This window comes from Halovenus carboxidivorans (assembly GCF_009831575.1).
Taxonomy (GTDB): Archaea; Halobacteriota; Halobacteria; order Halobacteriales; family Haloarculaceae; genus Halovenus; species Halovenus carboxidivorans.
Genome location: NZ_WUUT01000001.1, coordinates 630,279 through 656,483, shown reverse-complemented (window position 1 = coordinate 656,483; position 26,205 = coordinate 630,279). Strand labels below are relative to the sequence as shown.

Here is a 26,205-nt window from a genome sequence, read left to right as displayed (position 1 = left end):
TGCTACGCTCGTCGTCGTGGTGTTTGGAAAAGCGTCCTGACGGAGTCCTGCGCGAACGGGGTGAGCGCAGGGCAAGTCAGGACGTTCACTTCTTGCGACCGCTACTGCGTAGCGGTCGCTGCGGCGTTCACGTCCTGACGGAGATTTGAACTCGGTCACTCCCATTCACTCGCGGTGCTCGTTCATCTCCCGTTCCCTGCTCAAATCTCCGTGGCGGGCGTTTACCAAACACAGACGACTCGCTGCGCTCGTCGTCGTAGTGTTTGGAAAAGCGTCCTGACGGAGATTTGAACTCCGGTCCCTGGCTCCGCAAGCCAAGAGGATAGTCCACTACCCTATCAGGACTCATCTCCACGTAGCGGGGAGGTACTGATAGGGGTTACGGTTCGGGGTGGGAAGTGGCGGGGTCAGAAGGCGACGACCGCAGCGGCCACAAGATACTCCTCGGCCGTTCGTTCGGCCGGTAAATGGAAGGGAAACAATCAGCATTCTTTTAGGCGACCGACACAGATGGTATGGTATGTCTGAGCGGGCAGGGACAGCGGAGGAAGATCGGCCGGATCTCTCGGAGCTGTCCGGAGTTTCGAACGTGTTGCTGTTGGCTCCGTCTCTCGGCGGGCAGGGAAGTGACGTCTGTCTCGACCTGCTCACCCAGTCTGCGCCCAGCGAAACCAACATTCTGGCCGTCACCTACACCGACACCCCAGAGGAGTGGGTCGAAAACTGGCTCGCTCACGCCAGCGTCTCGCCGGTCCGGGGCGGCATCGTCTCTATCGGCCAAGCCGACACAGACATCGACGACCCCTCCTGGGCCGTCAAGACCGTCGAGAACCCCTCCGATCTCACCGGGATCGGGATCGAACTGAGCGAGTTGCTCTCGGGGATGGCGACCGCCGCCGACGACGACGAGCAGATTGCAGTCTGTTTCGACGGGATCACCTCGCTGCTGCAGTACGCCGACCTCCAGCGGGCCTTCCGGTTTCTGCACGTCGTCACCGGACGGGTCAAGACCGTCGGCGGGATCGGACATTTCCACCTCGATCCGGACGCACACGACCCGCAGACGCTCGCCACGCTGAAAGGGTTGTTCGACGCCGTGATCGAAGTCGACGACGACGGCTCGGTCACCGTCCAGCAGTAGCCCCGCCCGCAGATTTATATACCGAAGGGGGACCACCCACAGTCACGATGAGCCGACAGGACGGGACCACAGGCAGGTGTATCGGGCGGCGGAATCGATCAACGACAACGCTTAAGCGGCGACCAGCCGTGTTGTTCTGACAGTAATGGGAGCGATCGAGGAGATCTACGCGGATCTGGATGCCGACGTCTCGGAGGAACGGTTCCGGGAGGCCGTCGAGCAGAAAGTCGAGCAGATGGAGGGGTTGGCCGACGAGGAGACCGCCGCGATGATCATCGCGCACGAGATCGCCGACAACGAGGTCGAGACGATCTCGGATATCGAACCCGCGATGGACGAGGTGAAGTTCCTCGCAAAGGTGCTCTCGATCGGTGAACTGCGGACCTTCGAGCGCGACGAGGAGGACGAGGACGGCCGCGTCATCAACGTCGAAGCGGCGGACGAGACCGGGACGGTCCGACTGGCCTTCTGGGACGAGAAAGCCGCGGCTATCTCCGACGGCGAACTCGATGTCGGCGACGTGCTCCGGATCAAGGGCCGACCGAAAGACGGCTACAACGGCCTCGAGGTCAGCGTCGACGAGGCCGAACCCGACGACGAGGTCGAGATCGACGTCTCGCCGGGCGAGGACTCCACCATCGACTCGCTGACGCTCGGACAGTCCGACGTGACCGTGCGGGGGCTGGTGCTCGGGACCGAGGAGGTCCGGACGTTCAGCCGCGACGACGGCTCGGAGGGGAGAGTCTCGAATCTCACCCTCGGCGACGAGACCGGGCGAATCCGGGTGACGCTGTGGGACGACCGCGCCGACCGCGCCGAGCAACTGGAGTCCGGCACCGCCGTCGAGATCATCGACGGCTACGTCCGCGAGCGGGAGGGGTCGCTCGAACTCCACGTCGGGGATCGCGGAGAGATCGACGAGATCGACGAGGAGGTCGCCTTCGAGCCGGACGCGACGCCAATCGAGTCGGCGGAACTCGACGCGACGATCGACATCGCGGGAGTCGTTCGCTCGACGGATCCGAAACGGACGTTCGACCGCGACGACGGATCGGAGGGCCAGGTCCGCAACGTTCGCGTGCAGGACGACACGGGCGATATCCGGGTTGCCCTGTGGGGAGAGAAGGCGGACCTGGACATCGGCCCGGGTGACGAACTGTTTCTCGCCGACGTAGAGATTCAAGACGGCTGGCAGGACGACCTCGAAGCCTCCGCTGGCTGGGGGTCGACCGTCGTCGTGCTCGAAGGCGCGACGATCGACGCCGGCGGTCCGTCTGCAGGAGAGGAGAGCGGTTCCGGTAATCGGTCGGGGGCGGTCTCCGACGGCGGTGACAGCGCGGGGCTGGACGAGTTCGCCGACGGTGAACGCCCGAGCAGTTCGGACGAACAGACGAGTTCCGGCGGTGGCGGCACCACGGAGTTCACCGGAACCGTCGTGCAGACGGGCAATCCCGTCGTACTCGACGACGGGACGGAGACGATGAAAGTCGAGACGAACAGCCACCTCCAGTTGGGGGAAGAAGTGACCGCGCGAGGGACGCTCGACGGTGAGACCTTAGACGCCGACGAGATTCTATAGGCCCTGACGCGACGAGCAGGCCGTTCGGAACGTTTAAGATGCGGACAGCCCCGTTGTGGCGTATGAGCGTCGAGTTACCGGTCGCACCAGTCGACGACGTAATTCGCCGTCACGCAGACGGACTTCGTGTGAGTGCCGAAGCCGGTGAGACGCTGGCACGGGAGATCCAGCGGGAGGGGGCAGACCGGGCGGCAGACGCCGCCCGTCTGGCCGACGAAGACGGCCGGAAGACGCTGATGGTCAGCGATTTCGGCGCGGAGTCGGTGCCGGACAAGGCGGAGTTAGACCTGCCGATTGCGCCGGTCGACCGGGTCGCGCGGTTGGACATCGACGACCGGTACCGGGTGTCGATGGACGCTCGGATCGTCCTGGCGGCACAACTGGAGGCGTACGCGGAGGATATCGCCGCCGCCGCGGCGTTTCTCGCCAGACACGCCGGGAGGCGAACTATCAAGTCGGAGGATGTCGAAGCTTACTTCGAACTCAAGCAGTACTTTGAATGAAATTTGGCTACAGCGACACCTGTCTCGACCACGAAACCGGCGTGCGCCATCCCGAAAGCCCCGACCGACTGCGGGCGATCCGCCGGGGGCTCGCCGACGCCCACAGCGTCGAATACGTCGAGGCCGACCCCAGCGAGCGCGAACGGATCCGCGCAGCCCACGACGGCGAGTACATCGACTCCATCGAAACGTTCTGTGACTCCGGCGGCGGGAACTGGGACGCCGATACCGTCGTGAGCGAGGGGACCTGGGAGGCCGCGCTGGCGAGCGCCGGCCTCGCGGAGTGGGCCGCCGAGGCGGCACTGTCGGGGTCGGACGGCCGGCAGACGCCGTTTTCAATCGGCCGCCCGCCCGGACACCACGCAGAGGAAGACGACGCCATGGGGTTTTGTTTTTTCAACAACGTCGCCATCGCAGCGCAGTCGGTGATCGACAGCGGCGAGGCGGACCGTGTCGCAATCTTCGACTGGGACGTCCACCACGGGAACGGCACGCAGGATATCTTCTACGACCAGGGAAACGTCTTCTACGCCTCGATCCACGAAGACGGGCTCTATCCGGGAACTGGGGACGTCGAGGAGACCGGAACCGGGGCAGGGGAGGGAACGACCATGAACCTGCCGTTCGCGCCAGGGACGACCACCGCGGCGTATCTCGCCGCGCTCTCTGAGGTCATCGGCCCCGCCGTCGAAGCGTTCGATCCCGATCTGTTCCTCATAAGCGCCGGCTTCGATCCACACGAGCACGATCCGATCTCGCGGATGCGTGTCTCCACCGAGGGCTTTGGCTGTCTCGCGGCGGCCGTCCGGGAGATCGCGGACGACGCCGACGCCGCGCTCGGATTCGTCCTCGAGGGCGGGTACGGACTCGATACGCTCTCGGACAGCGTCCGGAAGGTCCACGAGGTGTTCGACGGCTACCAGCCGATCGAACCCGACGAACCGGTCAGCGAGGGCGCTCGCGACGTGATCGACGCGGTGAAAACAGAGGAGTTCCCGGGCCTCTAGAACGGGAACAGCGAGTCGGCGGAGAGGTCGCGTTCGATCAGTTCGATCTCGTGGCCGTCCTGGTCTTTCGTGAACGCGTAGAGGTTGTCACACGACTCGGGATCTCGATAGTCGGCCGACTCGCGGGTCATCAGTTGCTCCCAGTCCTCCTGCAGATCGTCGATCCGGACGCAGACGTGGCCCCAGGCGTCGCCCATCGTGTAGCTACGACCGTCGTAGTTGTAGGTCAGTTCGAGGCTCATCGCCTCCTGTGGCGCGTCCGACGGTTCGACGAAGTAGTTGGCGAACGTATCGGCCTCCCAGCGGCCGACCTCGTCGTACTCGAACTTGCGCGTCCAGTAGCCGAGCGCCTCGTCGGCGTCCTCGACGCGGATCATCGTGTGATCGATGCTCCATCGGGCACCGTGGTCGCGCTCGACGATTTCGATCTCGTGGCCGTCGGGGTCTTTGACGAAGGCGTAGCCCGGGTTCTCCTCGGGCGGGCGGTAGTCCTCGACGCCGTTGTCCATCAGTTCGTAGTACGCCTCCTCGACATCCTCGACGCGGACCGCGATGTGCCCCCAGGCGTCACCGAGTTCGAGGTCGTCTTCGCCCTCGTTGTGGGTGAGTTCGAGCAGTGCGCCGTCCTCGTGCATCTCTTCGGGGCCGAGATACACGATGGTGAAACCGTCGCCCTCGTAGCGGTCTTTCTCCTCGTATTCGAGGTTCGTCTGGTACCAGTCGATCGATTCCTCCAGGTCCGCGACGCGCATCATCGTGTGATCGAGTATCCCGTTCATACAGGCTGGTCTTCGAACGCCAGGGAAAAAGACCTATTCACTCGGAGTGGCCCGCCACGGTCGTCGCCGGAGAGCCTTCGTTTCTTTTAGTACCGTGGCCCGAAACGAACAGGCATGGCAAAACAGCCACACCTGCTCGTCGAGGAGGGAGACCTCACGGATATCGCGCTGGTCCCCGGCGATCCCGGCCGGGTCGACCGGATCGCGAACCACTGCGACGATCACACGGTCGTCGCGAGCAACCGCGAGTACAAACTCGTCAACGCGACCTACGAGGGCCGAGAGCTGACGATCTGTTCGACCGGGATCGGCTCGCCCTCGGCGGCGATTGCGGCCGAGGAACTGGAGGCCGTCGGCGTCGAGACGGTCCTCCGCGTCGGGACGACGGGCGCGCTGCAGTCCGGAATCGAGATCGGAGATATGATCGTCGCCACGGGCGCGGCCAAAGACGAGGGGACGACGAAACGCTACGAGGACGCGACAGTCCCGGCCGTCCCCGACTACGACGTACTCACCGCGCTGGTCGAGGTGTCCGAGGATCGGGATGCACCGGTCCACGTCGGCCCGATTGCGACGGACGACGCCTTCTACGCCGAGACCGAGGAGTACGTCTCCGAGTGGGAGGACGCGGGGCTGCTGGCCGTCGAGATGGAGGCCGCGGCGCTGTTCACCATCGCCCGCCGGAAGGGGATGCGCGCTGGGGCGATCTGTACCGTCGACGGGAATCTCGTCGAGGGGACACAGAAAGGTGAGACGGAGGACGACGAACTGCCCGCGAAGGCGAAAAACAACGTCGAGCGGGCGATCGAGATCTCACTGGAGGCGACGCGGCGGCTGTAACGGACAGCCACCGAGCAGGGTTCTCGCGGCCGAACGATGACGGCAAGCGGAAGCTTTACACTCGGTTCGGTCGGGCCTACGTGTATGGACGAGACAGTGCTGTTGGTCGGGGGCGGTGGCCGCGAGCACGCGATTGCGCGTGCGCTCGCCGACACCGACGCCGCACTCTACGCCTGCGCGGGGAACCGAAACCCAGGAATCGCTCGGCTCGCTGCGGGATTCGAGACGCTGGAGACGACGAACCCGACGGCCGTTCGGAGTTACGCCGAGGAGGTTGGAGCGACACTCGCGGTGATCGGGCCGGAGGCCCCGCTCCAGGCCGGCGTCGCCGACGCGCTCGACGAGGCGGGCGTCTACGCGTTCGGACCCCAGGAGAGCGAAGCCCGCATCGAGACGGACAAGGCCTTCCAGCGGCGGTTCATGCGGAAACACGACATCCCGGGCTGCCCCGACTTCGAGACCTTCGAGGACACGGAGGCCGCCTGCGAGTACATCGACGAGTACGACGGCGACCTGGCAGTGAAGCCGGCGGGGCTGACCGGCGGGAAGGGTGTCCGCGTCATCGGCGATCAGGTGACAGCCGAAGAAGCCAAGGAGTACATTCGCGACTCCGAGTACGACCGGATCGTCCTCGAAGAACGGCTGGTCGGCGAGGAGTTTACGATCCAGGCCTTCGTCGCCAACGGCCAACTGCGGGTCACGCCGGCGGTGCAGGACCACAAGCGTGCCTACGAGGGCGACGAGGGGCCAAACACCGGTGGAATGGGGGCCTACAGCGACGCCTCGCTGGAACTGCCGTTCATGTCCGAGGCCGAGTACAACGAGGCCGTCGACGTGCTCCGAGCGACCGTCGACGCGCTGGATGGGTACAAGGGCGTGCTCTACGGCCAGTTCATGCTCACGACCGAGGGGATCAAGGTCGTCGAGTTCAACGCCCGCTTCGGGGATCCGGAGGCGATGAACACGCTGCCGGTGCTGAACACGAACTTCCTCGACGTGCTGGTGGCCGCTCGGGAGGAGGAGTCGCTGCCGCAGTTGTCCTTCTCGCCGCGAGCGACGGTCTGTAAGTACGCCGTCCCCGACGGCTACCCGACCGACCCCGAAGCCGGTACGAAGGTCGCCATCGACGACGACGACGTGGCACGGATCGCGGCGGAACACGGCGACGGCGACGCGCTGCTGTACTACGCCAGCGTCGACGAGCGGGACGACGGCATCTACACGACCACCTCGCGGTCGTTCGCCGTCGTCGGCGTCGCAGAGTCGATCACCGATGCCGAGGAGATCGCCGACGCGGCGATCCGGGAGGCGGGCGAGGACGGCCTCCGAGTGCGCCACGACATCGGCAAACCCGACCTCGTTCAGCAGCGGATCGATCACATGGCCGACCTCCGCGGGGAGTAATCGCCCGTCGCGCTATTTTGAGCGGTACGCGGTGCTGAGACAGAATACCGAGCATCCAGAAAACAGAAGCGACTCGTCGGTCACAGTCAGCGACCGCAGATCAAAAGACTCAGTTCGCTTCCTGCGGCGCAGCCATCTTGCGGGTCACGTAGCCCGCGATCCGGTTTCGGACCCCCTTGGATTCGATGTTCGTGAGTTCCATCACGACCTCTTTGTTGTGCTCGAAGTCCGGTCCGAACGCGTCGGGATACTGCTCCATCAGCGTCCGACCCGTCTTTTTGACGTATGCAGGTTTGATCGCCATCGTTGTCGTTGCTAACGTGGTCTCCCTTTAATATCATTCGACTTCTCTCGGGAGCATTGCTCGGTCTGCAACAGTCCGACCGTTATATTGGGCTCGACTTCGAAGAGAAAAATAGAGTTATGACGTGCTGTCCAGACCGACGAACGGACGCCGGACACTCACGAGTTGGCTAGCGTATGGAGGCGATGCGAGACAACGAGCGGGCGTTGTTCGTGTTGCTCGCAGTTATCGCAGCGCTCGCGCTCGTCATCGTGCGACCGGTGCTCCAGTACGTGCTGTTGTCGATTGTCCTCGCGTACGTCCTGTACCCCGCACATCGGCGACTCGAACCCGTCATCGGGTCGTTCGCGTCGGCAATCACGCTCATCGCCGCGGCGCTCGTCGCGATCATCGTTCCGATTGCCTACGTCGCCTACGCCTTCACCGATGACCTCCGGCAGGCGGCCAGCGGGGACTCGTTCATCGAGCTACCCAGACTGGAACGGCGAATCCAGGAACTGACCGGCCAGAACGTCGATCTGGTCTCCTCGATTTCGGGGCTGTCCGAACGGCTCGTCGACGTGTTTTTCGGCGGGATCACCGGCGTCCTCTCGACGACACTGGAGTTCACGTTCGGGATCGCGATGGTCCTCTTTCTGGTCTTTTATCTGCTCCGGGACGGCGAGGAGTTCGTCGCCTGGCTGAGAGAACTCAGCCCGCTCCCCGACGCCGACACCGAACGCCTGTTCGAGAAGGTGAACAAGACGATGTGGGGGGCGGTGATGGGCCACTCCTTCGCGGCGCTGGTCCAGTCGATCGTCGCCGGCGTCGGTCTCTGGCTGGCCGGTATCTCCAATCCGCTCTTCTGGACCGTCGTGATGGCGATTCTCGCCTTCCTCCCGCTGATCGGGGCCTTTCTCGTCTGGGCGCCCGCGGCGGTGTATCTGTTCGTTCTGGGCGAGACGATTCCGGCAGTGTTTCTGTTCGTCTACGGCCTGACTGTCGTTAGCCTGATCGATTACTACGCCCGCCCGCTCGTCATCGACAAGTCCGCACGGCTCAACCCGGGTATCATTCTCGTCAGCGTCTTCGGCGGGATCTACACGCTCGGCTTCGTCGGCCTGTTCGTCGGCCCGATCGTCATCGGCGTACTGGTCGCGACGCTGGAGACGCTCAAAGAGAAGAAAACCGAGACCGTCGAGGGTTCGACCCCGCAGACCAGCGTCGACGACGAACCCGAGATGCCGGAGGCCGGTCGCTCCGAGCCACCCTCAGAACCCGCCTCGGAGAGCCCGAACGACTAGACGCCGTCCTGTAACTCCTCGTAGCGCTCCCGGAAACTCGCCGCACACGACGAACAGCAGAAGTGATACAACTCGCCGTCGATCCGTTCGCGCTCGCCCTCGCTGGTGACGGTGTTGCCACACTCGACACACTCCGGCGCGAGCGTCGAGTCCCGGACGGTCGGCTGCCACGAACTCCCGCCGAGCAGTTGGATGTCGTACTCGCGGATCCGCTCCTCGTCGAGGGCATCGACCAGCGCCTCGACGTCGCTCTCGTCGCCGACGAGCGTGCAGACGACGGTGTCGTCGACGGTCCTGAAGACGTGCTCGGTCCGGTCGTCGGCTTCGAGCGTCTCGGCGAGAGACGGGCCGCTCCCCGGAGTGCCTTCGAGGGTTAGAAGTAACGAGTGGCCGCTACGGAGCAGACTGCGGTCGAGTTCGACCGTGAACTTCTCGATCAGACCGACCTCGCGGAGGCGGTCGACGCGGTCCGAGACCGCCGGGGCGGACAGCCCGACGGCATCCGCGATTTCGCTGTAGGGTCTGCGGCTGTCTTCGAGCAGGAGCGTGAGTATCTCCTCGTCGGTCTCGTCGATATCTCGCATGGATTACTCCGTGGCCGAGGCCGGTTCGACGGTCTCACCCGGCGGCCGCACTCGGATCGCCTCGGTGATCGAGTCCGGCAGCGAGACAGTGCCGTCGTCGTCGAGTCGGAGCTTCATCAGCCCGATGGGAGCGACTTCCTCGATCAGCACGACGGTGCCGGGGGTGAGCCCCGCCTCCTGGAGGTAATCGAGTTCTTCCGGGTCACGGTCACGGACGCGGGTGACGACGAGGCGTTCGCCTTCCCCGTGGTTGCTGAGTCGGCGGTCGTCGTCCTCTGCGACCGGTTCGAGCGCGTCGTTCGGGATCGGATCGCCGTGGGGGTCGACCTCCGGGTCGTCCAGCACGTCCGCGACCCGTTCCTCGAACTCCTCGCTGATGTGGTGTTCGAGCGTGTCTGCCTCCTCGTGGACGGTCGCCCAGTCGTAGCCCAACTGTTCGGCCAGGTAGGTTTCGAGCAGGCGGTGGTGACGGAGGACTTCCAGCGCGACAGTTTCGCCCTCTCGGGTGAGTTCGACGCCCTTGTACTTCTCGCGTTCGACCAGTTCGCGCTGTTCGAGTTTCTCCATCATGCTGGTCGCCGTCGGCGGCGTCACGTCGAGCAGGTCGGCGATGCTGGATGTCGAGACCGGCTCCCCCTCCCGCTGTTTGATCTCGTAGATCGCCTTCAGATAGTCCTCCATCTTCGCGCTCAACATATCCGGATCTAGCAGGGAACCGCGTATAAGTATGCCGACTGTCCGGGAGAGCCACCCCGCTCAGAGCGGGAAACGAAGGCCCAGCAGGGCCGAAAGCGGAAAATCGGGACCAGAACTGCCCGGTCAGTCGCCGGAGACGCCGCGGCCCCGAACGGATTGCAGTTCCTCCTGTATCGCCTCGCGTTTGATCAATGCGAAGCCACAGCAGATCAGCGCGAATCCCGCCGCGGTGGCCGCGGTGGGCGTCTCCGCGAGAAAGACGACGCCGGTGACCGCCGCCGCAAAGGGGGCCGCGTACGAGACGAGATTGATCTCGATGGGGCCCAGCCGATCCAGCAGGTCGAAGTAGATCAGAAAGCCCGCGGCGCTGGCGACGAGACTCAGATAGCCGAGCGCGATCATCCCCTCGGCGGTCCACTCCGCGCTGGCGAGTCGCTCACCCAGCCTGAGGCTGAGTCCGTGCATCAACAGCGCGCCGAGACACATCGACCACGCCTCCATGGTCTCGATGGGGAGGTCGTCCTCGATCCGCCGGGTCAGCACGCTGCCGAAGGCAAACGAGAGCGTGGCGAGAAAGACCAGTCCGAGCGAGACCGTCCGAGTCGTCGCCAGGTTGTCGGGATCCGGATCGGTCAGGACGACGACGCCGACGAAGCCGATTGCCAGGCCGAGCAGACCGAGCGTCGTGAGTCGCTCGTCGGGCAACAGCGCACGAGCGAACCCGGTCGTCAACACCGGCGAGAGGCTGACCACGACCGCCGCCGCCGCGCTGGTCGTCCCCTGCTCACCGACGAACAGGAAGGCGTGGTAGGCGGCGATCAGGAAGACCCCACCGACCGCGACGACGAGCCATTCCGAGCGGTCTCGGGGCCGCCAGCGGTCGGTCGCGTAGACGGCGTATCCGAGCATAATCACACCGGCCAGGTCGTAGCGGAGCGCGGCGAACAACACCGGCGGGAAGAACTCGAGGCCCGCGCGAATCGCGGTGAAGGCGCTCCCCCAGGCCGCCGCGAGAACGACGAACAGGACTGCGTTTCTGTATTTCACGTGCTAACTGGACATTCTCGTCGCCGCCAATCAATGAGGCGATTCCGTCTCGTCTCAGGACGGAGGACCCCCTCCCCATTCGGGCGGCGAGATACGGAGAACAGAACGCTCGGCGTCCGCGGGGCCCGCGTCACTCGACAATTTCGGCGAAGCCGAAGCGCGGTTTCACGTCGTCGACCGTAACACGGTAGGACTGCCCTTCCTCGGCGTCGGGGACGAACAGCGTAAAGCCGTCGACGCGGGCGATTCCGTCGCCTTCCTCGCCGGTATCGGTGATCTCGACCTCCAGCGTGTCACCCGGCCGAACCGGGGCGGTGAGGAAGTTCTTCGCGACGAGATACAGCTCGGAGGAGGAGTCCCGGGACGCGTCGGGGCGGATCTGGCGGACGTACTCGAACTCCTCGTCGATGTCGGCTTCGAGGTCGGCCAGATCGCGGCCGTCGAAGACCTTCACGGCGAGGTCGCCGCCGGGACCGAGCAGTTCGGTAGCCACGTCGAACGCCTGCCGGGCGAGGTGGACCGACCGCGCGTGGTCCAGATCGTACTCCCCGCTCATGTTCGGCGCCATGTCGGAGACGACGACATCGACCGGTCGGTCGTCGTCCGCGCCGACGACGGAGCGGATCTCCTCGCGCGTCCAGTCTTCGGTGATGTCCCCGCGGACGTACTCGACGGTCGCCTCCGGGTCGTCGAGATCGGAGATATTCTGGCGGTCGACACCGACGACGGTTCCGGTCGGGCCGACGCGCTCGGCGGCGACCTGCATCCAGCCGCCGGGTGCGGCCCCGAGGTCGACGACGGTGTCACCGTCACCGAGCAGGCCGGCCGTCTCGTCGAGTTGCTGGAGTTTGTAGGCCGAGCGGGCGCGATAGCCCTGCTGTTTGGCCTTGTTGTAGTACATGTCCTTGTCGCTCATAGCTACGAACAGACGGCCGAGACTGGTAAGCGTAGCGAAGCGTCCACCGCCACCGGACAGTGCTTCCTCACGGTGCGCGGTCACTCGAGTACGCGCAACTGCTCGTCGAGTGTGAGCGAAAGCGAGTCGTCGTCGAGGTGGAACGTGAGTTCGACCCGGAGCGGATCGAGTGAGATGATCTCCTCGTCGTATTTCTGGTGGACCCGGTTGACCTCGGTCATCGACTCGCCGGCGATCGGGTTGTAGCCGTGATCGATCAGGAAGGCCAGCAGCGCCGTGTCGGTGATCACGCCGAGTCCGGGGCCGCCGCCGGCCTTGTAGATACAGTTCGTGCACTGGAAACTGACCCCGACGGCGTGACGGCTCTGACAGTTCTCACAGAGGCCACCGTCGACATCGTGATCCTTACAGACCGAGATATCCCGCTCGACGGTGCCGGAGCAGCGCGGACAGACCCCCGCCGAGAGGGCGTAGACTTCGAGAGTGCCGGCGATTCGGGCCGCGTGGAGAAGTTCGGCCGGGGTTCGATCCTGGACGCCCGCCGCCGGGAGCGGAAGCCGACCCAGATAGCCCACCTCGGCGTCGGTCCCCGTCCCCCCGTCGAAGGCGCGGCCGAACTGACCCGGACACTCCGTGCAGAACATCCGCACGCTCCCTTCGGTCCACGTCACCTCGATCGGCGCGCCGCAGTACTCGCAGGGCTCGTCCACCTGAGTTCGTTCGAGCGACGGCGTGTCGGTCACCGCGCCCGACAGCACCGCCTCGACGACCCGCCGGCCCATCCGACTGAGCATGTACCCCTCCTCGGTCTTGTGCACGAACTGTCCGACGAGTTTCCTGAGGTGGTAGTTGAACTGTCCCGAATCCTGTACGTCCGTCCTGGCGTGCAGTTCCGAGAACTGCAGCGGTCGCCCCGCCTCCCCGAGACACCGGAGTATCTCGACCCGCGTCTCGTTGCCGAGTCGAGCGAACGCCTCGTCGGGCGTCAGAATCTCGTCTCCGTCAGCGTCGTCTGACATACACCTACCTATGCGCCTGGGGGCACCTAAAGCTCCGAATCTCTCAATACAGATACAGAAGATCGCTTCGGAAAGAAATCTTACAGAAATATCATTCAGATTACCCTTTAGTGGGTCCGACTCCTCTGTACAGATACAATGAGACAGCCAACGCCGGAACTCACGAAGCATTCACACACCACGAGACGGACGGTCGGGGGGTCGATCGCGTTCGTCGGGATCTTTCTGCTGATCACGCTGTCAGTTCTCGCCTCTCGGCTGGTCGCCGTGTACGTCCTCGGCGGCGTATCTGCGGTCGTACTCAGGAAGGCCTATTTCGTCGGCCGGGCACTCGTAGCTGAGCGACGCCAGACCCCACGAGTCGATTCGGGCACAGACCGCCGCCCGCAGTCCCGATAGCTGGACAGCAGTAGACGGCGAGTCTCGTGGTCGCTTTCGAGCGGACGACCGTGTTTTTGGAGCCGACGACTGGACATCCGCCGATGTCTGCCGGAATCCACCAGACGTGTTCGGAGCGGCGAACTGACGGAGTGACCGTCACGGAACGACGGAGTCCGGATTGGGGGCGGCACCTCCGACCGTCGGACCGATCTGTTTCGCGCTGCCGCCGATGGGTTTCCGCGCGAGCAGTTCGACCGGATCGGTCGGTCCGTCGCGCTCGACGGTCACGCTCGCCTCGCGACCGTCGGTCGTGATGACGGTATCGCCGTGTGCGCCCGTCCAGTAGGTTTCGATCCCGTACTCATCGAACCGCCTGAGCGTGCTGTCGTGGGGGTGACCGTGCGGGCTGGCTCCGGCGCTCGAAACGACCGCAACCTCGGGGTCGATCTGGTCGACGAGCGCCTCGCTCGACGAGGTGTAGGAGCCGTGGTGACCGGCCTGGTAGACATCGGCCTCCAGCGTGTCGCCGTGGCTCCGGACGAGCCGGGATTCTGCGGCTTCCTCCCCGTCTCCGGTCGTCAGATACTCCGTCTCGCCGAACTCGATCAGAAGCGTGAGGCTGGCGTCGTTCAGGCTCGCGGAGACCCCTTCGTCGGGAGGGTGCAACACCGTGACGGTGACGCCCGAACCGAACGGGATCGAATCGCCGTCGCGGACTGTACGGTGTTGCACGTCGTGGCGCTCGATTGCGGTGCGATACTCTTTGTAGGTGTTTGTCGTGTGTGTCGTACCGGGACCGTATGCGACACCGATGCCCTCCCGGCGGGATTCGTACGTCCCGATGACCGCCTCGTGACCCCCGATGTGATCGGCGTGAGGGTGTGTCGTGACGAGATGATCGATCGGGTCGACGTTCTGCTCGTCGAGATAGTCGAGGACGGTGGTACCGTTGTCGCCGTACCGACCGGTGTCGATCAGCATCGTCTCGCCCTCTGGCCCGATTAGCAGGGTCGCGTCGCCCTGGCCGACGTCGATATGGTGGATTTCGAGGTCGCCGGGTGGCGGGTCGGGTGCGGTCGTCGCCGGCGCGGCACAGCCCGCGATAACGAGCGCTCCTGCCAGCGAGACGACGAGAATGCGGCGGCGCATACGGTGACGTGATTTCGAGCGAGTATGACCGTTACGGCCGTCCCACCCAGAGCTGTCGGCGGACTCACACCGATCAAAAGAGCCAATGGCGGGGCCGTCCAACTGGGACCGATGGATTACGTACCTCGGGTTCACCCGCGAGTGCGGGTCGGTAAGAGAAACCCTGCTACGTCGGAGCGGTACTCTGCTACTACCGGAGGTGATCGACGGTGAGTCAGGCCATCCGGAGCGCGGACGAAGCGCGCCACCGCCTCTACGAGATCATGAAGCGCGACGCGCCGTTCGAGGACAAGGCGAAAGACGCCCTGGAACTGGGGAAGTCCTATCTCGATGTCGACAGCGGGTTTCTCACGCGGATCGACGCCGAGACAGATCACTGGGAGACAGTCGTCAGCACGGACGACGCCGACGGGCTCGCCCCCGCCGGCATGAAGGCGAATCTCAGCGGCACCTACTGCCGGCACACCCTAGAGCGGGGGTCACCGCTGGCGCTGCACGATATTCCAAACCAGCAAACCGGCGTCGAGGCCGACAAGTTCGACTGCTATCACGGGACGACGCTGACGGTCAACGACGAGGCGTACGGGACGGTCTGTTTCGTCGCGGCCGACGCCCGGAACGATCCGTTCTCGGACGCCGAGACGATGTTTGCCGAACTGGTCAGTCGACTGCTCGAACACGAACTCGAACACGAACACCAGCGCGAACAACTCGCCCGACAGACCAGCCTGGTCAACGTCCTCGACAGAGTCCTGCGGCACAACATCCGAAACGAACTGACGGTGATCCGGGCGAACGCCCGGCTGCACGCCGAGCAACACGACGACTGCACCGAGTGTGAGCGGATCGTCGAGTCCGCCGACGAACTGATCGGGATGAGCGAAACGGCCCGCCAACTGGGCAAGAGCATCAACACCGAGTACGACCGCCGGCCGACGGATCTGGTCGCCGTCGTCGGTGATATCGTCGAGCAGGCCGGGGAGAACTACCCCGACCTCTCGGTTACGGTCGACGCGCCGGATCGACTCGTCGTCCCGGCGTATCCGAGCGTCGAGACCGCACTCTGGGAACTCGTCGAGAACGTCGGGGAGTACGCCGGTGAGAGCCCGACCGCGGAGATCACACTGCGGGAGCGAGGTGAATCCGCCGTGATAACGATAGCCGACGACGGTCCGGGGCTTCCGGACGCCGAGCGCGACGTGCTCCAGACCGGGACTGAGACGCAACTCGTCCACGGCAGCGGTCTGGGACTGTGGTCGGTCTACTGGGTCGCGATGAGCCACCGCGGCGACCTGGATATCGAGACGGACGGCGGAACGCGGGTGACGCTGACGCTCCCGCAGGGGGAGTCGAGCGACGACGACCCCGACGAACCGCAGGTCCCGCGGGCGGGGGACCGCTACGAGACCATCTTCGACGCCGCGCCGGTCGGCTTGGTCATGCTCGCGGCGGACGGACAGATCCTCGAAGCGAACGACCGCGCCGAGACGCTGTTGGACTGTCCGGTCGAGGAGTTCGCCGGTCGGCCGATCACCGCCGTCGTCGGGTCGGCGACCGGCCCGCTCGGCCGCCGGCAACTCTCCGACGGCAACGGCCGGATCGAACGGGACGGGACAGCTCTCGAATACGTTCTGCGGACGGGCGTCGGGTCGGGACAACATCTGCTGGTGGTACAATGACGGTGACACCGACTGTCCTCCGGGAGTACGACCGCTCGGCGCCCGACCCGAACGAGACGGAGACGGCGACGTTCGGACTGGGCTGTTTCTGGGGTCCCGACGCGACCTTCGGTGCGCGCGACGGCGTCGTCCGAACCCGGGTCGGATACGCGGGCGGGAGCAGAGCCGACCCGACCTACCGCGCCCTCGGCGACCACACCGAGGTCGTGCAGATCGAGTTCGACCCCGAGCAGACGAGCTATCGGGACCTGCTCGAAGTCGCCTTCCGGGAACACGATCCGCGCCGTCAGACCGCGAAACGCCAGTACCAGAACCTCGTGCTCACCGAGGGCGACGACCAGCGCGGGGCCGTGATCGAGCACATCGAGGGGAGCGACCACCCTCGCGAGCGCGTCGAGACGCGGATTGAACCGCTCGATCAGTTCTACCCCGCGGAGGGGTACCACCAGAAGTACACCCTCCGGAGCCACGCGGCGCTGCTCGAACAGTTCGAGACGGTCTACGACGAGACGGGGATTCGGGAGTCCCCGGCGGCGGCGAAACTCAACGCCCACGTGACGGGCAAGGAGGTCTCGGTGCCGTTTCTGAACGCCCGCAACCGGTAGGTCGGTGCGGACGAAAGCGCTTTTGCGTATCGACGGCAGACACAGGGATAATGGGGCTCGAAGAGGAGATCGAGGAGATCGAGCAGGAGATCCGCGAGACGCCGTACAACAAGTCGACCGAGGCACACATCGGGCGACTGAAGGCCAAACTCGCGGAGAAAAAGGAAAAGCTCGAGCGCCAGCAGTCCTCCTCCGGCGGCGGCCCCGGCTACGCGGTCGAGAAACACGGCGACGCGACCGTCGCGCTGGTCGGGTTTCCCAGCGTCGGCAAATCGACCCTCCTCAACGCCCTGACTAACGCCGACAGCGAAACCGGCTCCTACGAGTTCACCACGCTCGATGTCAACCCCGGGATGTTGCAGTACCGCGGGGCTAATATCCAGATGCTCGACGTGCCGGGGCTGATCGAGGGGGCCGCCAGCGGCCGCGGCGACGGGCAAGAGGTGCTCTCTGTCGTTCGGACCGCGGATCTGGTCGTCTTCGTGCTCTCGGCGTTCGAGATCCAGCAGTACGACCGCCTCAGCGAGGAACTGTACAAAAACGGGATTCGGCTCGATGAGGAGCCACCCCGCGTGACCGTCCGCAAGAAGGCCAAAGACGGCATCTCGATCAACGCGAGCGTGGATCTCGACCTCGACGAGCGCACGATTTCGGACATCCTCCGCGAGCACGGCTACACCAACGCCGACGTGACCATCGGCGAGCAGGTCGATCTGGATCGGCTGATCGACGGCATCCGTGACAACCGCGTCTATCTCCCCTCGCTGGTGACCGTCAACAAGGTCGATCTGATCGAGCCCTCCTACGCCGAGACGGTCAACGAAGAACTCCGCGAGCGCGATATCGACCCCGACGACGCCGTCTTCATCAGCGCCGAGAAGGAGAAAGGCCTCGACGCGCTGCGCGAACGGCTCTGGTCAGAGCTCGGGTTGATCCGAATCTACATGGACAAGCCGGGCCGCGGCGTCGACTACGAGGAGCCGCTCATCCTGTTCGAGGGCGCGACCGTCGAGGACGCCTGTGAGAAACTGGGCGGGGAGTTCGAGAACCGGTTCCGCTTCGCCCGCGTCAGCGGTCCCAGCGCCAAACACGACGAACAGCAGGTCGGCCTGGATCACGAACTCGCCGACGAGGACGTACTCCGGATTCTGACGACGAACTAGTCCTCCGACTGCGGCCTGTAGACGGACTCGCAGTCGAGACAGACGATCTCCTCGCCGTCGTCGAGCACCTCGTAGCGGTCTGTCCCGAAGCCGAGTACCGTCCGTCCCGACCAGACGGCACCACAGCCCTCCCGGGGGCACCGCGGCGGGATCTCGTGGCCGGCCTCGGTCTCCTCGACGACGGTTTCGAGCGTATCGAGGGCCTCGCGCACGGTATCGTCGTCGGCCAGTTCGGTTTTGAGGTGGTCGAGGTGCTCGCTCAGTCGCGCGTCGGGTTCCTCCGCTTCGATCCCCCGAAGGGGTTGCTCGTCCGCTCCGGATCGGTCGTTCGGGACCGCCGGGTGGTCCCGATACCGCTCGGACGGCCCTTCCTGTCGGGCCGCCGACTCTGTGGTCGTCTCCTCCCAGACGCTCTCTTTCTCGCGTTCGGCCGCCCAGAACCCCTGTTCGTCGTCCGGCTGATCGGCGGGGTCGCCCGCGGAATCCGGATCGAACGTCTCGCGGGAGCCGGTGGGAAGCCCGTCGCCGCGGAGAACCGACAGCGCGGCGAGCACGAACAGAACCGCCCCCAGCGCGAGCAGCGGGAGATACAGAAGAACCTGCGGCCACTGGAACAGTTCGCCGAGGCTCGTGTTGGCGATAGCGGGGTTGCGGAACACGGGGCGCAGCGCCGTCATCGCGACGAAGAACGCGACCACGACCAGCCCGCCGAGGCGCCGAACTGAGGGCATCGCCTGGACCTATCGGTCCGAACGGAATAAAGACAGCCCCGCAACGGTCTTGCGCCGCCAGTCCCTATCGGGAGGCGTGACACCGACGCCGACGCTCGACCGACGCTCGCTGTTGCAGACGGTCGCGGCCGCGGGCGCGCTCGCGGTGGCCGGCTGTAGCGGCGACGACGGGCCGGCACCAGTCGACGAGGTCGACCCCGACGGGGCGTTCGAGGTCTCCGCGGTCGTTTCCGGGCTCGACGCCCCCTGGGGGCTCGCGTTCGTCCCCGATACCGAGCAGCTGCTGGTCACCGAACTCCCCGGGCGACTGTTACTCGTCGACCGCGGAGCAGGAACGACGACGGAACTGGGAGGCACCCCGGACGTGCTGGCGGCCGGCCAGGGCGGACTGCTCGACGTGGCCGTCCACCCCGAGTTCCCGGCGGAGCCGTGGGTCTATCTGACCTACGCTGACACGAACGACGAGGGCGACACTGCCACCCACCTGGGCAGGGGCCGACTCGACCTCGACGGGCCGTCGTTCGGGGAGTTCGAGCAGATCCACGTGGCCAGGCCGTACGTCGACTCGCAGGCACACTACGGGTCCCGAGTCACGTTCGGCTCCGACGGGAAGGTCTACGTGACCGTCGGCGACCGGCAGTTCAAAAACTTCGGCCCGGACCACGTCGCACAGGATCTGACGAACGAACTCGGGGCGACGTTGCGGCTCGAACCGGACGGCTCCGTCCCCGCGGACAACCCCTTCGTCGAACGAGACGACGCGGTGGACTCGATTTTCACCTACGGCCACCGCAACCCGCAGGGACTGGATCGCCACCCTGAAACCGGGGAGCTGTGGCTGAGCGAACACGGCGAGAACGCCGGCGACGAGATCAACCGCCTCCGGGGGGGCAACAACTACGGCTGGCCGATCGTCGACGCGGGCTGTAAATACGGCACCGAAGAGCCCGTCGCACCCGACCCCCAGCCGGGCGACGGGACGACACCGCCGGCGTACACCTGGGCCTGCGGCGTGGCCCGGTTTCCGCCGGCCGGAATGGCCATCTACGACGGCGATGCCTTCCCCGAATGGCAGGGTGACCTGTTCGTCGGCAACCTCGCCGGGCAGTATCTCGGCCACCTCACTATCGAGAATCCCGCCGCTGACAGCCCGACACTCAGAGAGCGCGAACCGATGCTCGATGGCAACGGCTGGCGGATTCGCGACGTGGCCGTCGCGCCGGACACCGGTCATCTGTACGTGGTCGTCGACAGCCAGGACGCGCCGCTCGTTCGGGTACACCCGGCGTGAGACAGGCTCGAACCCGCCGGTTACGGCGAGAGCAGAAACAGGAAGAAGTTGTTGACCGCCGGCCCCATCCCGACGATGGCGATGATCGTGAGCAGGAGATTCGCCTGTGAGGGCTCGTCCTCGACGTAGTCCGCGAATGTGACGACGATGGCCGACGCCAGCGTGATCTTCACCAGCACGAACAGCCACCCGGTTCCGAGCGTATCGGCGACCGGCAGTCCCGCCGCGAACTCGAGAATAGCGGCCGGAACGGCCGAACGCTCGCCCGCCCCGAGCACGTCGACACCGATTGCCGTCGTCACGCCGTCGAAGACGTGTGCGAACAGCACGAACGCGCCGACGTACTTCGTCTGTGCGATGACGTAGGTTCGCCACGCGCCGATTGCGATGTAGATGAGGACGGTCAAGACGAGAGAGAGGACCAACCCGAGCACCGGCCAGATCGGGTCCATCGGTGCGAGCCGTTCGTCCAGCCCCTGCCAGAGGACGAGGCCGAGAAGCGGGAGCAACACGCCGACTCCGATAGTGAAGATGTAGGTCGCGATCCTGTCGCTTCGGTCGTAACTGGGGACGATAGTCGCCGAGACCACCCAGACCGCACCGAGGGCGATGAAGGTGGTCAGGTAGACCGCGGGCGCGGAGAACAGCGGTGCGACCGGTTCGGGATACAGTTGGCGCTGGAGCATGTAGCCCAGTTGCCAGAAGACGTGCAGGATACTCCCGCTGATCATCCAGGGGATAAACGAGAGGACGGTTCGCTGCGTGAGCGGTGGCCGAAGCGCGTACAACAGCACGACGATCGTACCCGCACCGATCACCAGCGCCGCCGACTGGATCGGTCCGGGGACGACGAACTCGCTGAATGGCGCTGCCATGTCGGAGCAGTGATACCCCTGCACTCAAAACAGTTCCGGTAACGTGCGGTATTTTTAACCGCTGAGCCCGTCGAACTGGCGTATGGACGATATCCCATCGCGGATCGAACACACCGTACTCGGCCCGGAAACGACGTGGGAGGACGTCCGAAACGTTCTCGATACGGCCGAGGAGTACGGAATGCGCGCCTGCGTGCCGCCGTGTTACGTCGAGGAGGCGACGGAGTACGCCCCCGAGACCGAGGTCGCAACCGTGATCGGCTTTCCACACGGCCAGCACACGGTCTCGACGAAGTGTACCGAGGCGACAGAGGCCTGGCAGGCCGGGGCGGGTGAGATCGACATCGTTCCGAACCTCGGCCACGCCAGCGGGGACACAGAGAGATTTCACGACGAGGTCGCCGAAATCGTCGCCGCGGTTCCGATTCCGGTGAAGGTCATCCTCGAAACGTCGCTGTTCGACGAGGAAACGCTCGAAACACTGGCCAGGGAGGCCGCAGCGGCCGATGTCGATTTTCTCAAGACCGCAACCGGGTTCGCGGACGGTGGGGCGACGGTCGCTGACGTGGAACTGCTGGCCGAGTTCGCACCGGTCAAAGCCAGCGGCGGCGTCGGATCGTGGGCGTTCGCCTCGGAGTTGTTCGACGCCGGAGCCGAGCGCATCGGCGCGTCGAGCGGGGACGTGATCGTCAGAGAGTATCTCGATCAGCGCTGAGCAGTCGGCGACGCTACTGAGAGTCGTCCGATCCGCCGTCGCTCGCTCCGCCGCCACGTCCCGAACTCGCTGAACCGCTGTCGCTCGCCCAGCCGACACCGTAGCTCGCGTTCGGGTGGCTGATCTGGACGCTGTCGATGCCGTCAGGGCTGGCGATCTCGGCGACGGCGGTGTACTCGACGACACCGAGCGGCATGGTTCCCATCCGGTCGTCACCGAGGGTCGATTTGACGCCGACGGCCACGTTGAGCGTTCCAGCCTGAACGCTGGCCGTCTTGAGCACCGCCTCGTGGTGGGGATGCTCCGTCGGAATCGTACCGGTGATCGTGAGGGTACCCGTCTCGCCGCTGTCGTCGAACTCGCTGATCTCGGCGGAACCGTCCTCCTCGCCCCCGCGCGTCCGGGCGTCCGTCTCGGTGATCTTCGCCTCGATCAGTTCGGGCGGGCCCTCGGGAATCTCCGCCGCCGAGGTATCGTGTGTCTTGCCGCCCGAGTGCGTGACGGAGACGGTCTCGACCTGCTCCGGATCGACGCCGGAAGCAGTCGCCTCGTAGACGACCTCCCCAGCACAGTCCGCGCAGGGACCGTCGTCTGTCGGTTCGACATCGACCGTCAGCGAGAGCGTCCCCGCCTCGAAACTGTGCGCATCGAGCACTGGCTCGTGGCACGGGTCCGGAGAGGGAATCGTTCCCTGCACGACGTACGTCTGGCCGTCCAGAAAGACCGTCGTCTCGCCGGGACCCATGCCGGCGCAGTTGCTGTCGACACGCGTGATCGACGCCTCCAGATCCGCCGCGGGGGAGGCTCGATCGCCGTTCTGGTCGGTCGAGTTGTTCTCGGGACCGTCGCCGTCGCCGCTGACACAGCCCGCGAGCGCGACGGCCCCGGTGCCGACGGCACCGAGGATCGCCCGTCGTCGTGTGAGTTGTCGCATATTTCGGAATTCTTCGCCTGTATATAAACAGCCGCCGGAGAGTCAAATACGTGTTTGAGCCGGGGGACCACCGGGACTTTGTACACGCCCGCCGAACCTGCGGTATGGAGTGTCAGGAGTGTTCGGCGGGCACTGTTCAGTTTGCGGTCCCCACGGAGTACGACGCCTATCTGCCCGGCGAGGAATCGGTCGTGGCGCTGTGTACGCGCTGTCTGGCGATTCAGCCGGCGACGACGGCGACGGGCGAGCCCGATTTCGGGCGCGTGAGCGACGCCTTCCCCTCCAGCCCCGAGGCGGCCGTTCCGCTGGCGCTGTTGCTCGGTCTGCTGGAGAACCTGGCGCTGTACCGAACGGAGATTACAGAACTCCTCGATGCGGTCGAGCGGGCGGGAACCGATCCGCTGCTCGCGCTGGATCGGCTGGCACGCGATCCAGACATCGACACCGATCTCGACCTGTCGGGGCGGCGACGACAACTCGAGCAGTTGCTGTAGCTACGTCCCGGCGGCGACGTCCCCGTTGGCGTCGAGCCGTCGGTAACAGTAATACGAGTAGACGAGCGTCGTCGCGCTCGTGAGCACCGTCGCTCCGATCATGACGTAGATCGCCACGTCACCGAGAGCCAACCCCGCGAGGGTGGCGAGGGCGGTGAGTTTGAACAGCGTCCCGCCGAGGTCGTGTGTCCGTTCCCAGACCTCGTCGCTGCTCAGCGTCCACGGCGTCCGGATGCCGACGAACCAGTTGCGCTCGGCGCGGCCGAGCAAAATGCCGATGTAATAGTACAGCGCGGCGATTCCGGCGAGGACGAGCAGGACGAAATCGAACTCGTAGCCGAGATTGAAGGCGACGATACCGGCGTGGAGAGCGGACAGATACGCCGAGAGCACGACGACGAACCAGTCGTAGTGCCGACGGAACGACTCGATATTCTCGCCGAGCGGGTCGATTCGCGGAAGGACGGCGAACAGCGCCAGCAGGCCCGAACCGAGTGCGGGGACGAACGCCAGCGCCGCGGGTTTCGACATCGTACCGTTCGGATTGCCGGCTCCGTCCCAGTGTGTGACCATCTCCGCGGGGAGCTCCGGCGCGGCGGCCAGGCCTGCGAGTGCGCCGAGGGCGAGGAATCCGGCTGCCAGCCCGAACCTGGAGCGGGTTGTTAGCCTCATAGGAGAGACTACACGAGCATCCGGCTTGAAAATACGTCCCGCGTTTCTACGAGAGAAGTCGCGCCGATCAGACGCCCGTCGAGTACCGCAGCAGTCCCGCGACGCCGCCGAAGGCGGTCAGTAGCTGTTCGCCCTTCTCGAAGTCCGTCGAGATGAACATCGTCTCGCTGCCGCGCTGGTCGGCCAACTCCATCAGGTGGTCGATGGCGTCCTCGCGTTCGCCCTCCTCGACGGTCTCGCCACAGCGGGAACACTCGTGGGTCGGCGTCTCCTCGGTCCGGTCGATGAACTCGTACTCGTCGTGACCGTTGGGACACTCGTATGCGACGACATCCTTCCGGAGGTCCTCGCTGATCAGCAGCGTCTCGACGGCACCCATCATCAGGTTCTCACGGGTCGGCCCGAACCCGTAGGTCGCCTTGTTGCCGTCGTGGAGTTGCTCGAAGAACTCCTCCATCGTCTGCTTGTCCTCCAGGACCTCGTGTTCTGCGAGCACCTCGTCTGCGGCGTCGACGAGGTCGTACAGCCCCGACTCGTCGGTGTAGGCCACGTCGAACTTCCCGAGGACCATATCCTGGAGTTCGTGGTGGAGATAGTCGCCGTCGAGGAACTCGTCTTTGGTCGGTGAGGGACCGCCGACGAGGACGCCGTCCATCTCGTGGCGCTGGTCGACGAACAGGTCGTTCGCCATGCCGGCGACTTCCTGATAGAAGTTGTCGATGGCTTCGAGACGGAGGCGGGCGAATCGCTGGGCGGACTGACCACCTTTGCGCTGCTTGCCCGGGACGAGTGAGGTGGCGGATTTGACCGGTTCGACGCGTTTACCGCGGAGCCAGCCGACGTTCGCCTCGCGGCGGTCCAGGACGATCAGTCCGAACAGGCCCTTGTCGCCCATCATCTCCTCTAACGGTTCGGTCAGAAACTCCGCGTCGCAGTGATACCGGAAGGATTCGATTGGCTGGGGCGGACTCTCCAGTACGCGGGTGATCATCTCGGTCTGTCCGCCGCCGGAGTCGACGGCCCCGGAGAACAGCACCATCCCGTTTTCCGGCGGGGTGTTGCCGTAGTATTTCAGCCGGTCTTTGATGCTTTTGAGAGCGTCCTGGACGTTCGTTCGGGTCTCCTTGGACTTGATGTTGCTCGCCTCGGAGTGTTCCTGGGTAACGTGGGCGACGACGTCGCTGATCTGCCGTTCCTCCGGAACGTAAATCGTGACGAGTTGCGTCCCGGAGCCGCGATAATCCTTGAGTTCCTCGATTACCTTCTGGAACTCGTATTTTTGTTTGTCCGTCTGCTCGTGCTCGGACTCGCTCATTGGCTGTATTTGGCCGGTCTGCTGTAAGTACCTGTTGACCTGCCACGTCGGCTCCGGACCGGACGCTCGCGCCGCCCGTCGAACCTCTCAGGAGAGACGAATGGCTTTATATCGTGGCGAGTACAGATGCTACATATCAAGAATGGCGGGGTACGTCTGCACGGTCGCCGGTGGGAAGGGAGGCGTCGGGAAGACCACCACAGCGATCAACATCGCGGCAGCACTCGAGGAGAACGGCTACGACACCGTCGTCGTCGACGCTGATCTGGGGATGGCGAACCTCGGCAACATGCTCGGCCTCGAGTACGAGACGAGTATCCACGAGGTGCTCGCGAGCGAAGAGACCGTCAGCGCGGCGCTGACCGACGCGCAGATGGGGATGACTGTCGTGCCGGGCGAGCAGAGCCTCGAAGCCTTCGCTGAGGCCGACCCGGCGAAACTCCGGAAAGTGATCAACACGCTGAAAAACACCTTCGACGTGGTGCTGGTCGATACGGGTGCGGGGCTGAGCCACGAGACGACCGTCCCGCTCGGCCTCGCCGACGGGGTGTTGCTGGTGACGACGCCGGACGACGTCGCGGTCAACGACACCATCAAGACCGCGGACCTCACCGAACGCGTCGACGGCGAAGTGATCGGCGCGATCATCACCCGGGTCAACCGCGACACCTACGTCCAGGAGATCGCAGACGAGTTCGACGTGCCGCTGCTCGGCGTGATCCCCGACGACATCGACGCCACGAAGGAGGAACCCCTTCTTGAAAACGCCCCCGACAGCGATCCGGCAGACGCCTACCGCCAACTCGCGGGCTCGCTCGAACAGGTCTTTTTCGAGGGCGCGACCGCGGCGGACCTCGAACGCGTCTTCGACAGCCAGTGGTTTCTCGACGACGAGGACGAGGACGAAGAGGAGGAGGACGGCGGCGTCTTCGGCGGGATCTTCGGCTAACCATCTTTTTCCGTCTCGGGTGCGCAAAGCGCACCGCTCGACGCAAAAACATGGGTGAAAAAGGCCGGACGCGCCGTCGGCGCGTCCGGAGAATCGCCTCGCTTCGCTCGGCGAATGCCGACTAGAGCGAGTTTCTGACCTCATTGGTCC

28 protein-coding genes and 1 tRNA gene are annotated in these 26,205 nt (G+C 65.0%); 15 read left to right on the top strand and 14 right to left on the bottom strand.

Features of this window, described 5'->3' with window-relative positions; all coding sequences use genetic code 11:
* Positions 1–272 precede the first annotated feature (272 nt).
* A tRNA-Arg gene (locus GRX03_RS03255) sits at positions 273–345 on the bottom strand.
* A gap of 175 nt (positions 346–520) precedes the next feature.
* Here GRX03_RS03255 and GRX03_RS03250 point away from each other — a divergent pair.
* The 4 genes from GRX03_RS03250 (at position 521) to GRX03_RS03235 (ending at position 4,230) form a co-directional block, all read left to right on the top strand.
* Positions 521–1,141, top strand: coding sequence for a DUF7504 family protein (locus tag GRX03_RS03250; RefSeq protein WP_159762739.1), 621 nt, complete (start codon positions 521–523; stop codon positions 1,139–1,141).
* 145 nt (positions 1,142–1,286) lie between these two features.
* On the top strand, positions 1,287–2,720 hold the full coding sequence (locus tag GRX03_RS03245) for a single-stranded DNA binding protein (protein WP_159762738.1): 1,434 nt from the start codon (positions 1,287–1,289) through the stop codon (positions 2,718–2,720).
* A 62-nt stretch (positions 2,721–2,782) separates the two neighbouring features.
* Positions 2,783–3,223 (top strand): histone, encoded by a 441-nt coding sequence (locus GRX03_RS16955; RefSeq protein ID WP_159762737.1) that lies wholly within the window; start codon positions 2,783–2,785, stop codon positions 3,221–3,223.
* The gene (locus tag GRX03_RS03235) at positions 3,220–4,230 is read left to right on the top strand and encodes a histone deacetylase family protein (protein ID WP_159762736.1); all 1,011 of its coding nucleotides are present in this window, start codon (positions 3,220–3,222) and stop codon (positions 4,228–4,230) included. Before GRX03_RS16955 ends, GRX03_RS03235 begins: the two co-directional genes overlap by 4 nt.
* Here GRX03_RS03235 and GRX03_RS03230 read toward each other — a convergent pair.
* Positions 4,227–5,009, bottom strand: a complete 783-nt coding sequence (locus GRX03_RS03230) for a VOC family protein (protein ID WP_159762735.1) — start codon at positions 5,007–5,009, stop codon at positions 4,227–4,229. The two genes, GRX03_RS03235 and GRX03_RS03230, sit on opposite strands and share 4 nt — an antisense overlap.
* A 114-nt stretch (positions 5,010–5,123) precedes the next feature.
* Between GRX03_RS03230 and GRX03_RS03225 the strand changes: the two genes are divergently transcribed.
* Both GRX03_RS03225 and purD read left to right on the top strand, forming a co-directional pair.
* Positions 5,124–5,849, top strand: coding sequence for a nucleoside phosphorylase (locus GRX03_RS03225; protein ID WP_159762734.1), 726 nt, complete (start codon positions 5,124–5,126; stop codon positions 5,847–5,849).
* 84 nt (positions 5,850–5,933) lie between these two features.
* On the top strand, positions 5,934–7,253 hold the full coding sequence (gene purD / locus GRX03_RS03220) for a phosphoribosylamine--glycine ligase (RefSeq protein ID WP_159762733.1): 1,320 nt from the start codon (positions 5,934–5,936) through the stop codon (positions 7,251–7,253).
* A 109-nt stretch (positions 7,254–7,362) separates the two neighbouring features.
* Here the strand turns inward: purD and GRX03_RS03215 are convergent, their stop codons facing one another.
* Positions 7,363–7,557, bottom strand: coding sequence for a 30S ribosomal protein S17e (locus tag GRX03_RS03215; protein WP_159762732.1), 195 nt, complete (start codon positions 7,555–7,557; stop codon positions 7,363–7,365).
* Between the two features lie 176 nt (positions 7,558–7,733).
* Here GRX03_RS03215 and GRX03_RS03210 point away from each other — a divergent pair, with 176 nt between their 5' ends.
* Complete coding sequence (locus tag GRX03_RS03210; protein WP_233739773.1) at positions 7,734–8,840, top strand: AI-2E family transporter; 1,107 nt, start codon at positions 7,734–7,736, stop codon at positions 8,838–8,840.
* Here the strand turns inward: GRX03_RS03210 and GRX03_RS03205 are convergent.
* The 5 genes from GRX03_RS03205 to GRX03_RS03185 form a co-directional block, all read right to left on the bottom strand.
* Positions 8,837–9,424 carry an AsnC family transcriptional regulator gene (locus tag GRX03_RS03205; protein WP_159762731.1) on the bottom strand — a complete coding sequence of 196 codons (588 nt, stop codon included), beginning with the start codon at positions 9,422–9,424 and terminating at the stop codon, positions 8,837–8,839. The two genes, GRX03_RS03210 and GRX03_RS03205, sit on opposite strands and share 4 nt — an antisense overlap.
* 3 nt (positions 9,425–9,427) lie before the next feature.
* Positions 9,428–10,120 (bottom strand): metal-dependent transcriptional regulator, encoded by a 693-nt coding sequence (locus GRX03_RS03200; RefSeq protein WP_159762730.1) that lies wholly within the window; start codon positions 10,118–10,120, stop codon positions 9,428–9,430.
* A gap of 123 nt (positions 10,121–10,243) precedes the next feature.
* Complete coding sequence (locus GRX03_RS03195) at positions 10,244–11,167, bottom strand: DMT family transporter (protein WP_368277920.1); 924 nt, start codon at positions 11,165–11,167, stop codon at positions 10,244–10,246.
* 130 nt (positions 11,168–11,297) lie between these two features.
* The gene (locus GRX03_RS03190; RefSeq protein ID WP_159762729.1) at positions 11,298–12,083 is read right to left on the bottom strand and encodes a 23S rRNA (uridine(2552)-2'-O)-methyltransferase; all 786 of its coding nucleotides are present in this window, start codon (positions 12,081–12,083) and stop codon (positions 11,298–11,300) included.
* Positions 12,084–12,163: 80 nt separating this feature from the next.
* Positions 12,164–13,102 (bottom strand): winged helix-turn-helix domain-containing protein, encoded by a 939-nt coding sequence (locus GRX03_RS03185; RefSeq protein WP_159762728.1) that lies wholly within the window; start codon positions 13,100–13,102, stop codon positions 12,164–12,166.
* A 138-nt stretch (positions 13,103–13,240) separates the two neighbouring features.
* On the opposite strand from GRX03_RS03185, the gene GRX03_RS03180 reads away from it, so the two are divergent.
* Positions 13,241–13,501, top strand: a complete 261-nt coding sequence (locus tag GRX03_RS03180; RefSeq protein WP_159762727.1) for a hypothetical protein — start codon at positions 13,241–13,243, stop codon at positions 13,499–13,501.
* Positions 13,502–13,639: 138 nt separating this feature from the next.
* Here GRX03_RS03180 and GRX03_RS03175 read toward each other — a convergent pair whose 3' ends face one another.
* Positions 13,640–14,632 carry a ComEC/Rec2 family competence protein gene (locus GRX03_RS03175; RefSeq protein ID WP_159762726.1) on the bottom strand — a complete coding sequence of 331 codons (993 nt, stop codon included), beginning with the start codon at positions 14,630–14,632 and terminating at the stop codon, positions 13,640–13,642.
* 209 nt (positions 14,633–14,841) lie between these two features.
* Between GRX03_RS03175 and GRX03_RS17010 the strand changes: the two genes are divergently transcribed.
* The 3 genes from GRX03_RS17010 to GRX03_RS03160 are packed head-to-tail and all read left to right on the top strand — an operon-like array spanning position 14,842 to position 18,079.
* The gene (locus GRX03_RS17010) at positions 14,842–16,311 is read left to right on the top strand and encodes an ATP-binding protein (protein WP_159762725.1); all 1,470 of its coding nucleotides are present in this window, start codon (positions 14,842–14,844) and stop codon (positions 16,309–16,311) included.
* On the top strand, positions 16,308–16,916 hold the full coding sequence (locus GRX03_RS03165) for a peptide-methionine (S)-S-oxide reductase MsrA (protein WP_159762724.1): 609 nt from the start codon (positions 16,308–16,310) through the stop codon (positions 16,914–16,916). Before GRX03_RS17010 ends, GRX03_RS03165 begins: the two co-directional genes overlap by 4 nt.
* Before the next feature lie 50 nt (positions 16,917–16,966).
* Complete coding sequence (locus GRX03_RS03160) at positions 16,967–18,079, top strand: OBG GTPase family GTP-binding protein (protein ID WP_159762723.1); 1,113 nt, start codon at positions 16,967–16,969, stop codon at positions 18,077–18,079.
* Here GRX03_RS03160 and GRX03_RS03155 read toward each other — a convergent pair.
* Positions 18,076–18,810: a hypothetical protein gene (locus tag GRX03_RS03155; protein WP_159762722.1), complete on the bottom strand. Its 735-nt coding sequence runs from the start codon at positions 18,808–18,810 to the stop codon at positions 18,076–18,078. The two genes, GRX03_RS03160 and GRX03_RS03155, sit on opposite strands and share 4 nt — an antisense overlap.
* A gap of 76 nt (positions 18,811–18,886) precedes the next feature.
* On the opposite strand from GRX03_RS03155, the gene GRX03_RS03150 reads away from it, so the two are divergent.
* The gene (locus GRX03_RS03150) at positions 18,887–20,101 is read left to right on the top strand and encodes a PQQ-dependent sugar dehydrogenase (protein ID WP_201289164.1); all 1,215 of its coding nucleotides are present in this window, start codon (positions 18,887–18,889) and stop codon (positions 20,099–20,101) included.
* Between the two features lie 20 nt (positions 20,102–20,121).
* Here GRX03_RS03150 and GRX03_RS03145 read toward each other — a convergent pair whose 3' ends face one another.
* A complete protein-coding gene (locus GRX03_RS03145) occupies positions 20,122–20,976 on the bottom strand; it encodes a DUF63 family protein (protein ID WP_159762720.1) in 855 nt (284 codons plus the stop codon).
* An 82-nt stretch (positions 20,977–21,058) separates the two neighbouring features.
* Between GRX03_RS03145 and deoC the strand changes: the two genes are divergently transcribed.
* The gene (gene deoC, locus GRX03_RS03140) at positions 21,059–21,691 is read left to right on the top strand and encodes a deoxyribose-phosphate aldolase (RefSeq protein WP_159762719.1); all 633 of its coding nucleotides are present in this window, start codon (positions 21,059–21,061) and stop codon (positions 21,689–21,691) included.
* A gap of 13 nt (positions 21,692–21,704) precedes the next feature.
* Here the strand turns inward: deoC and GRX03_RS03135 are convergent, their stop codons facing one another.
* Entirely contained in the window at positions 21,705–22,625 is a 921-nt protein-coding gene (locus tag GRX03_RS03135; protein ID WP_159762718.1) for a hypothetical protein, read from the bottom strand.
* Positions 22,626–22,729: 104 nt separating this feature from the next.
* Here GRX03_RS03135 and GRX03_RS03130 point away from each other — a divergent pair, with 104 nt between their 5' ends.
* A complete protein-coding gene (locus tag GRX03_RS03130) occupies positions 22,730–23,119 on the top strand; it encodes a DUF6276 family protein (protein WP_159762717.1) in 390 nt (129 codons plus the stop codon).
* On the opposite strand, the gene GRX03_RS03125 is transcribed toward GRX03_RS03130, so the two are convergent.
* Positions 23,120–23,791 carry an SdpI family protein gene (locus GRX03_RS03125; RefSeq protein WP_159762716.1) on the bottom strand — a complete coding sequence of 224 codons (672 nt, stop codon included), beginning with the start codon at positions 23,789–23,791 and terminating at the stop codon, positions 23,120–23,122.
* A gap of 67 nt (positions 23,792–23,858) precedes the next feature.
* The gene (prf1, locus tag GRX03_RS03120; protein WP_159762715.1) at positions 23,859–25,106 is read right to left on the bottom strand and encodes a peptide chain release factor aRF-1; all 1,248 of its coding nucleotides are present in this window, start codon (positions 25,104–25,106) and stop codon (positions 23,859–23,861) included.
* Between the two features lie 142 nt (positions 25,107–25,248).
* Between prf1 and GRX03_RS03115 the strand changes: the two genes are divergently transcribed.
* Positions 25,249–26,055, top strand: a complete 807-nt coding sequence (locus GRX03_RS03115) for a MinD/ParA family ATP-binding protein (RefSeq protein ID WP_159762714.1) — start codon at positions 25,249–25,251, stop codon at positions 26,053–26,055.
* Positions 26,056–26,205: the final 150 nt, after the last annotated feature.

Excerpts from the sequence above, each read along its gene's own strand:
- GRX03_RS03215 (WP_159762732.1), bottom strand. The coding sequence starts at position 7,557 with ATGGCGATCAAACCTGCATACGTCAAAAAGACGGGTCGGACGCTGATG.
- deoC (WP_159762719.1), top strand. The coding sequence starts at position 21,059 with ATGGACGATATCCCATCGCGGATCGAACACACCGTACTCGGCCCGGAA.
- GRX03_RS03165 (WP_159762724.1), top strand. The coding sequence starts at position 16,308 with ATGACGGTGACACCGACTGTCCTCCGGGAGTACGACCGCTCGGCGCCC.
- GRX03_RS03145 (WP_159762720.1), bottom strand. The coding sequence starts at position 20,976 with ATGGCAGCGCCATTCAGCGAGTTCGTCGTCCCCGGACCGATCCAGTCG.
- GRX03_RS03200 (WP_159762730.1), bottom strand. The coding sequence starts at position 10,120 with ATGTTGAGCGCGAAGATGGAGGACTATCTGAAGGCGATCTACGAGATC.
- GRX03_RS03250 (WP_159762739.1), top strand. The coding sequence starts at position 521 with ATGTCTGAGCGGGCAGGGACAGCGGAGGAAGATCGGCCGGATCTCTCG.
- GRX03_RS03205 (WP_159762731.1), bottom strand. The coding sequence starts at position 9,424 with ATGCGAGATATCGACGAGACCGACGAGGAGATACTCACGCTCCTGCTC.
- GRX03_RS03210 (WP_233739773.1), top strand. The coding sequence starts at position 7,734 with ATGGAGGCGATGCGAGACAACGAGCGGGCGTTGTTCGTGTTGCTCGCA.
- purD (WP_159762733.1), top strand. The coding sequence starts at position 5,934 with ATGGACGAGACAGTGCTGTTGGTCGGGGGCGGTGGCCGCGAGCACGCG.
- GRX03_RS03130 (WP_159762717.1), top strand. The coding sequence starts at position 22,730 with ATGGAGTGTCAGGAGTGTTCGGCGGGCACTGTTCAGTTTGCGGTCCCC.
- GRX03_RS16955 (WP_159762737.1), top strand. The coding sequence starts at position 2,783 with ATGAGCGTCGAGTTACCGGTCGCACCAGTCGACGACGTAATTCGCCGT.
- GRX03_RS03225 (WP_159762734.1), top strand. The coding sequence starts at position 5,124 with ATGGCAAAACAGCCACACCTGCTCGTCGAGGAGGGAGACCTCACGGAT.
- GRX03_RS03235 (WP_159762736.1), top strand. The coding sequence starts at position 3,220 with ATGAAATTTGGCTACAGCGACACCTGTCTCGACCACGAAACCGGCGTG.
- GRX03_RS03135 (WP_159762718.1), bottom strand. The coding sequence starts at position 22,625 with ATGCGACAACTCACACGACGACGGGCGATCCTCGGTGCCGTCGGCACC.
- GRX03_RS03185 (WP_159762728.1), bottom strand. The coding sequence starts at position 13,102 with ATGTCAGACGACGCTGACGGAGACGAGATTCTGACGCCCGACGAGGCG.
- GRX03_RS03155 (WP_159762722.1), bottom strand. The coding sequence starts at position 18,810 with ATGCCCTCAGTTCGGCGCCTCGGCGGGCTGGTCGTGGTCGCGTTCTTC.
- GRX03_RS03160 (WP_159762723.1), top strand. The coding sequence starts at position 16,967 with ATGGGGCTCGAAGAGGAGATCGAGGAGATCGAGCAGGAGATCCGCGAG.
- GRX03_RS03175 (WP_159762726.1), bottom strand. The coding sequence starts at position 14,632 with ATGCGCCGCCGCATTCTCGTCGTCTCGCTGGCAGGAGCGCTCGTTATC.
- prf1 (WP_159762715.1), bottom strand. The coding sequence starts at position 25,106 with ATGAGCGAGTCCGAGCACGAGCAGACGGACAAACAAAAATACGAGTTC.
- GRX03_RS03190 (WP_159762729.1), bottom strand. The coding sequence starts at position 12,083 with ATGAGCGACAAGGACATGTACTACAACAAGGCCAAACAGCAGGGCTAT.
- GRX03_RS03230 (WP_159762735.1), bottom strand. The coding sequence starts at position 5,009 with ATGAACGGGATACTCGATCACACGATGATGCGCGTCGCGGACCTGGAG.
- GRX03_RS03180 (WP_159762727.1), top strand. The coding sequence starts at position 13,241 with ATGAGACAGCCAACGCCGGAACTCACGAAGCATTCACACACCACGAGA.
- GRX03_RS03125 (WP_159762716.1), bottom strand. The coding sequence starts at position 23,791 with ATGAGGCTAACAACCCGCTCCAGGTTCGGGCTGGCAGCCGGATTCCTC.
- GRX03_RS03115 (WP_159762714.1), top strand. The coding sequence starts at position 25,249 with ATGGCGGGGTACGTCTGCACGGTCGCCGGTGGGAAGGGAGGCGTCGGG.
- GRX03_RS03245 (WP_159762738.1), top strand. The coding sequence starts at position 1,287 with ATGGGAGCGATCGAGGAGATCTACGCGGATCTGGATGCCGACGTCTCG.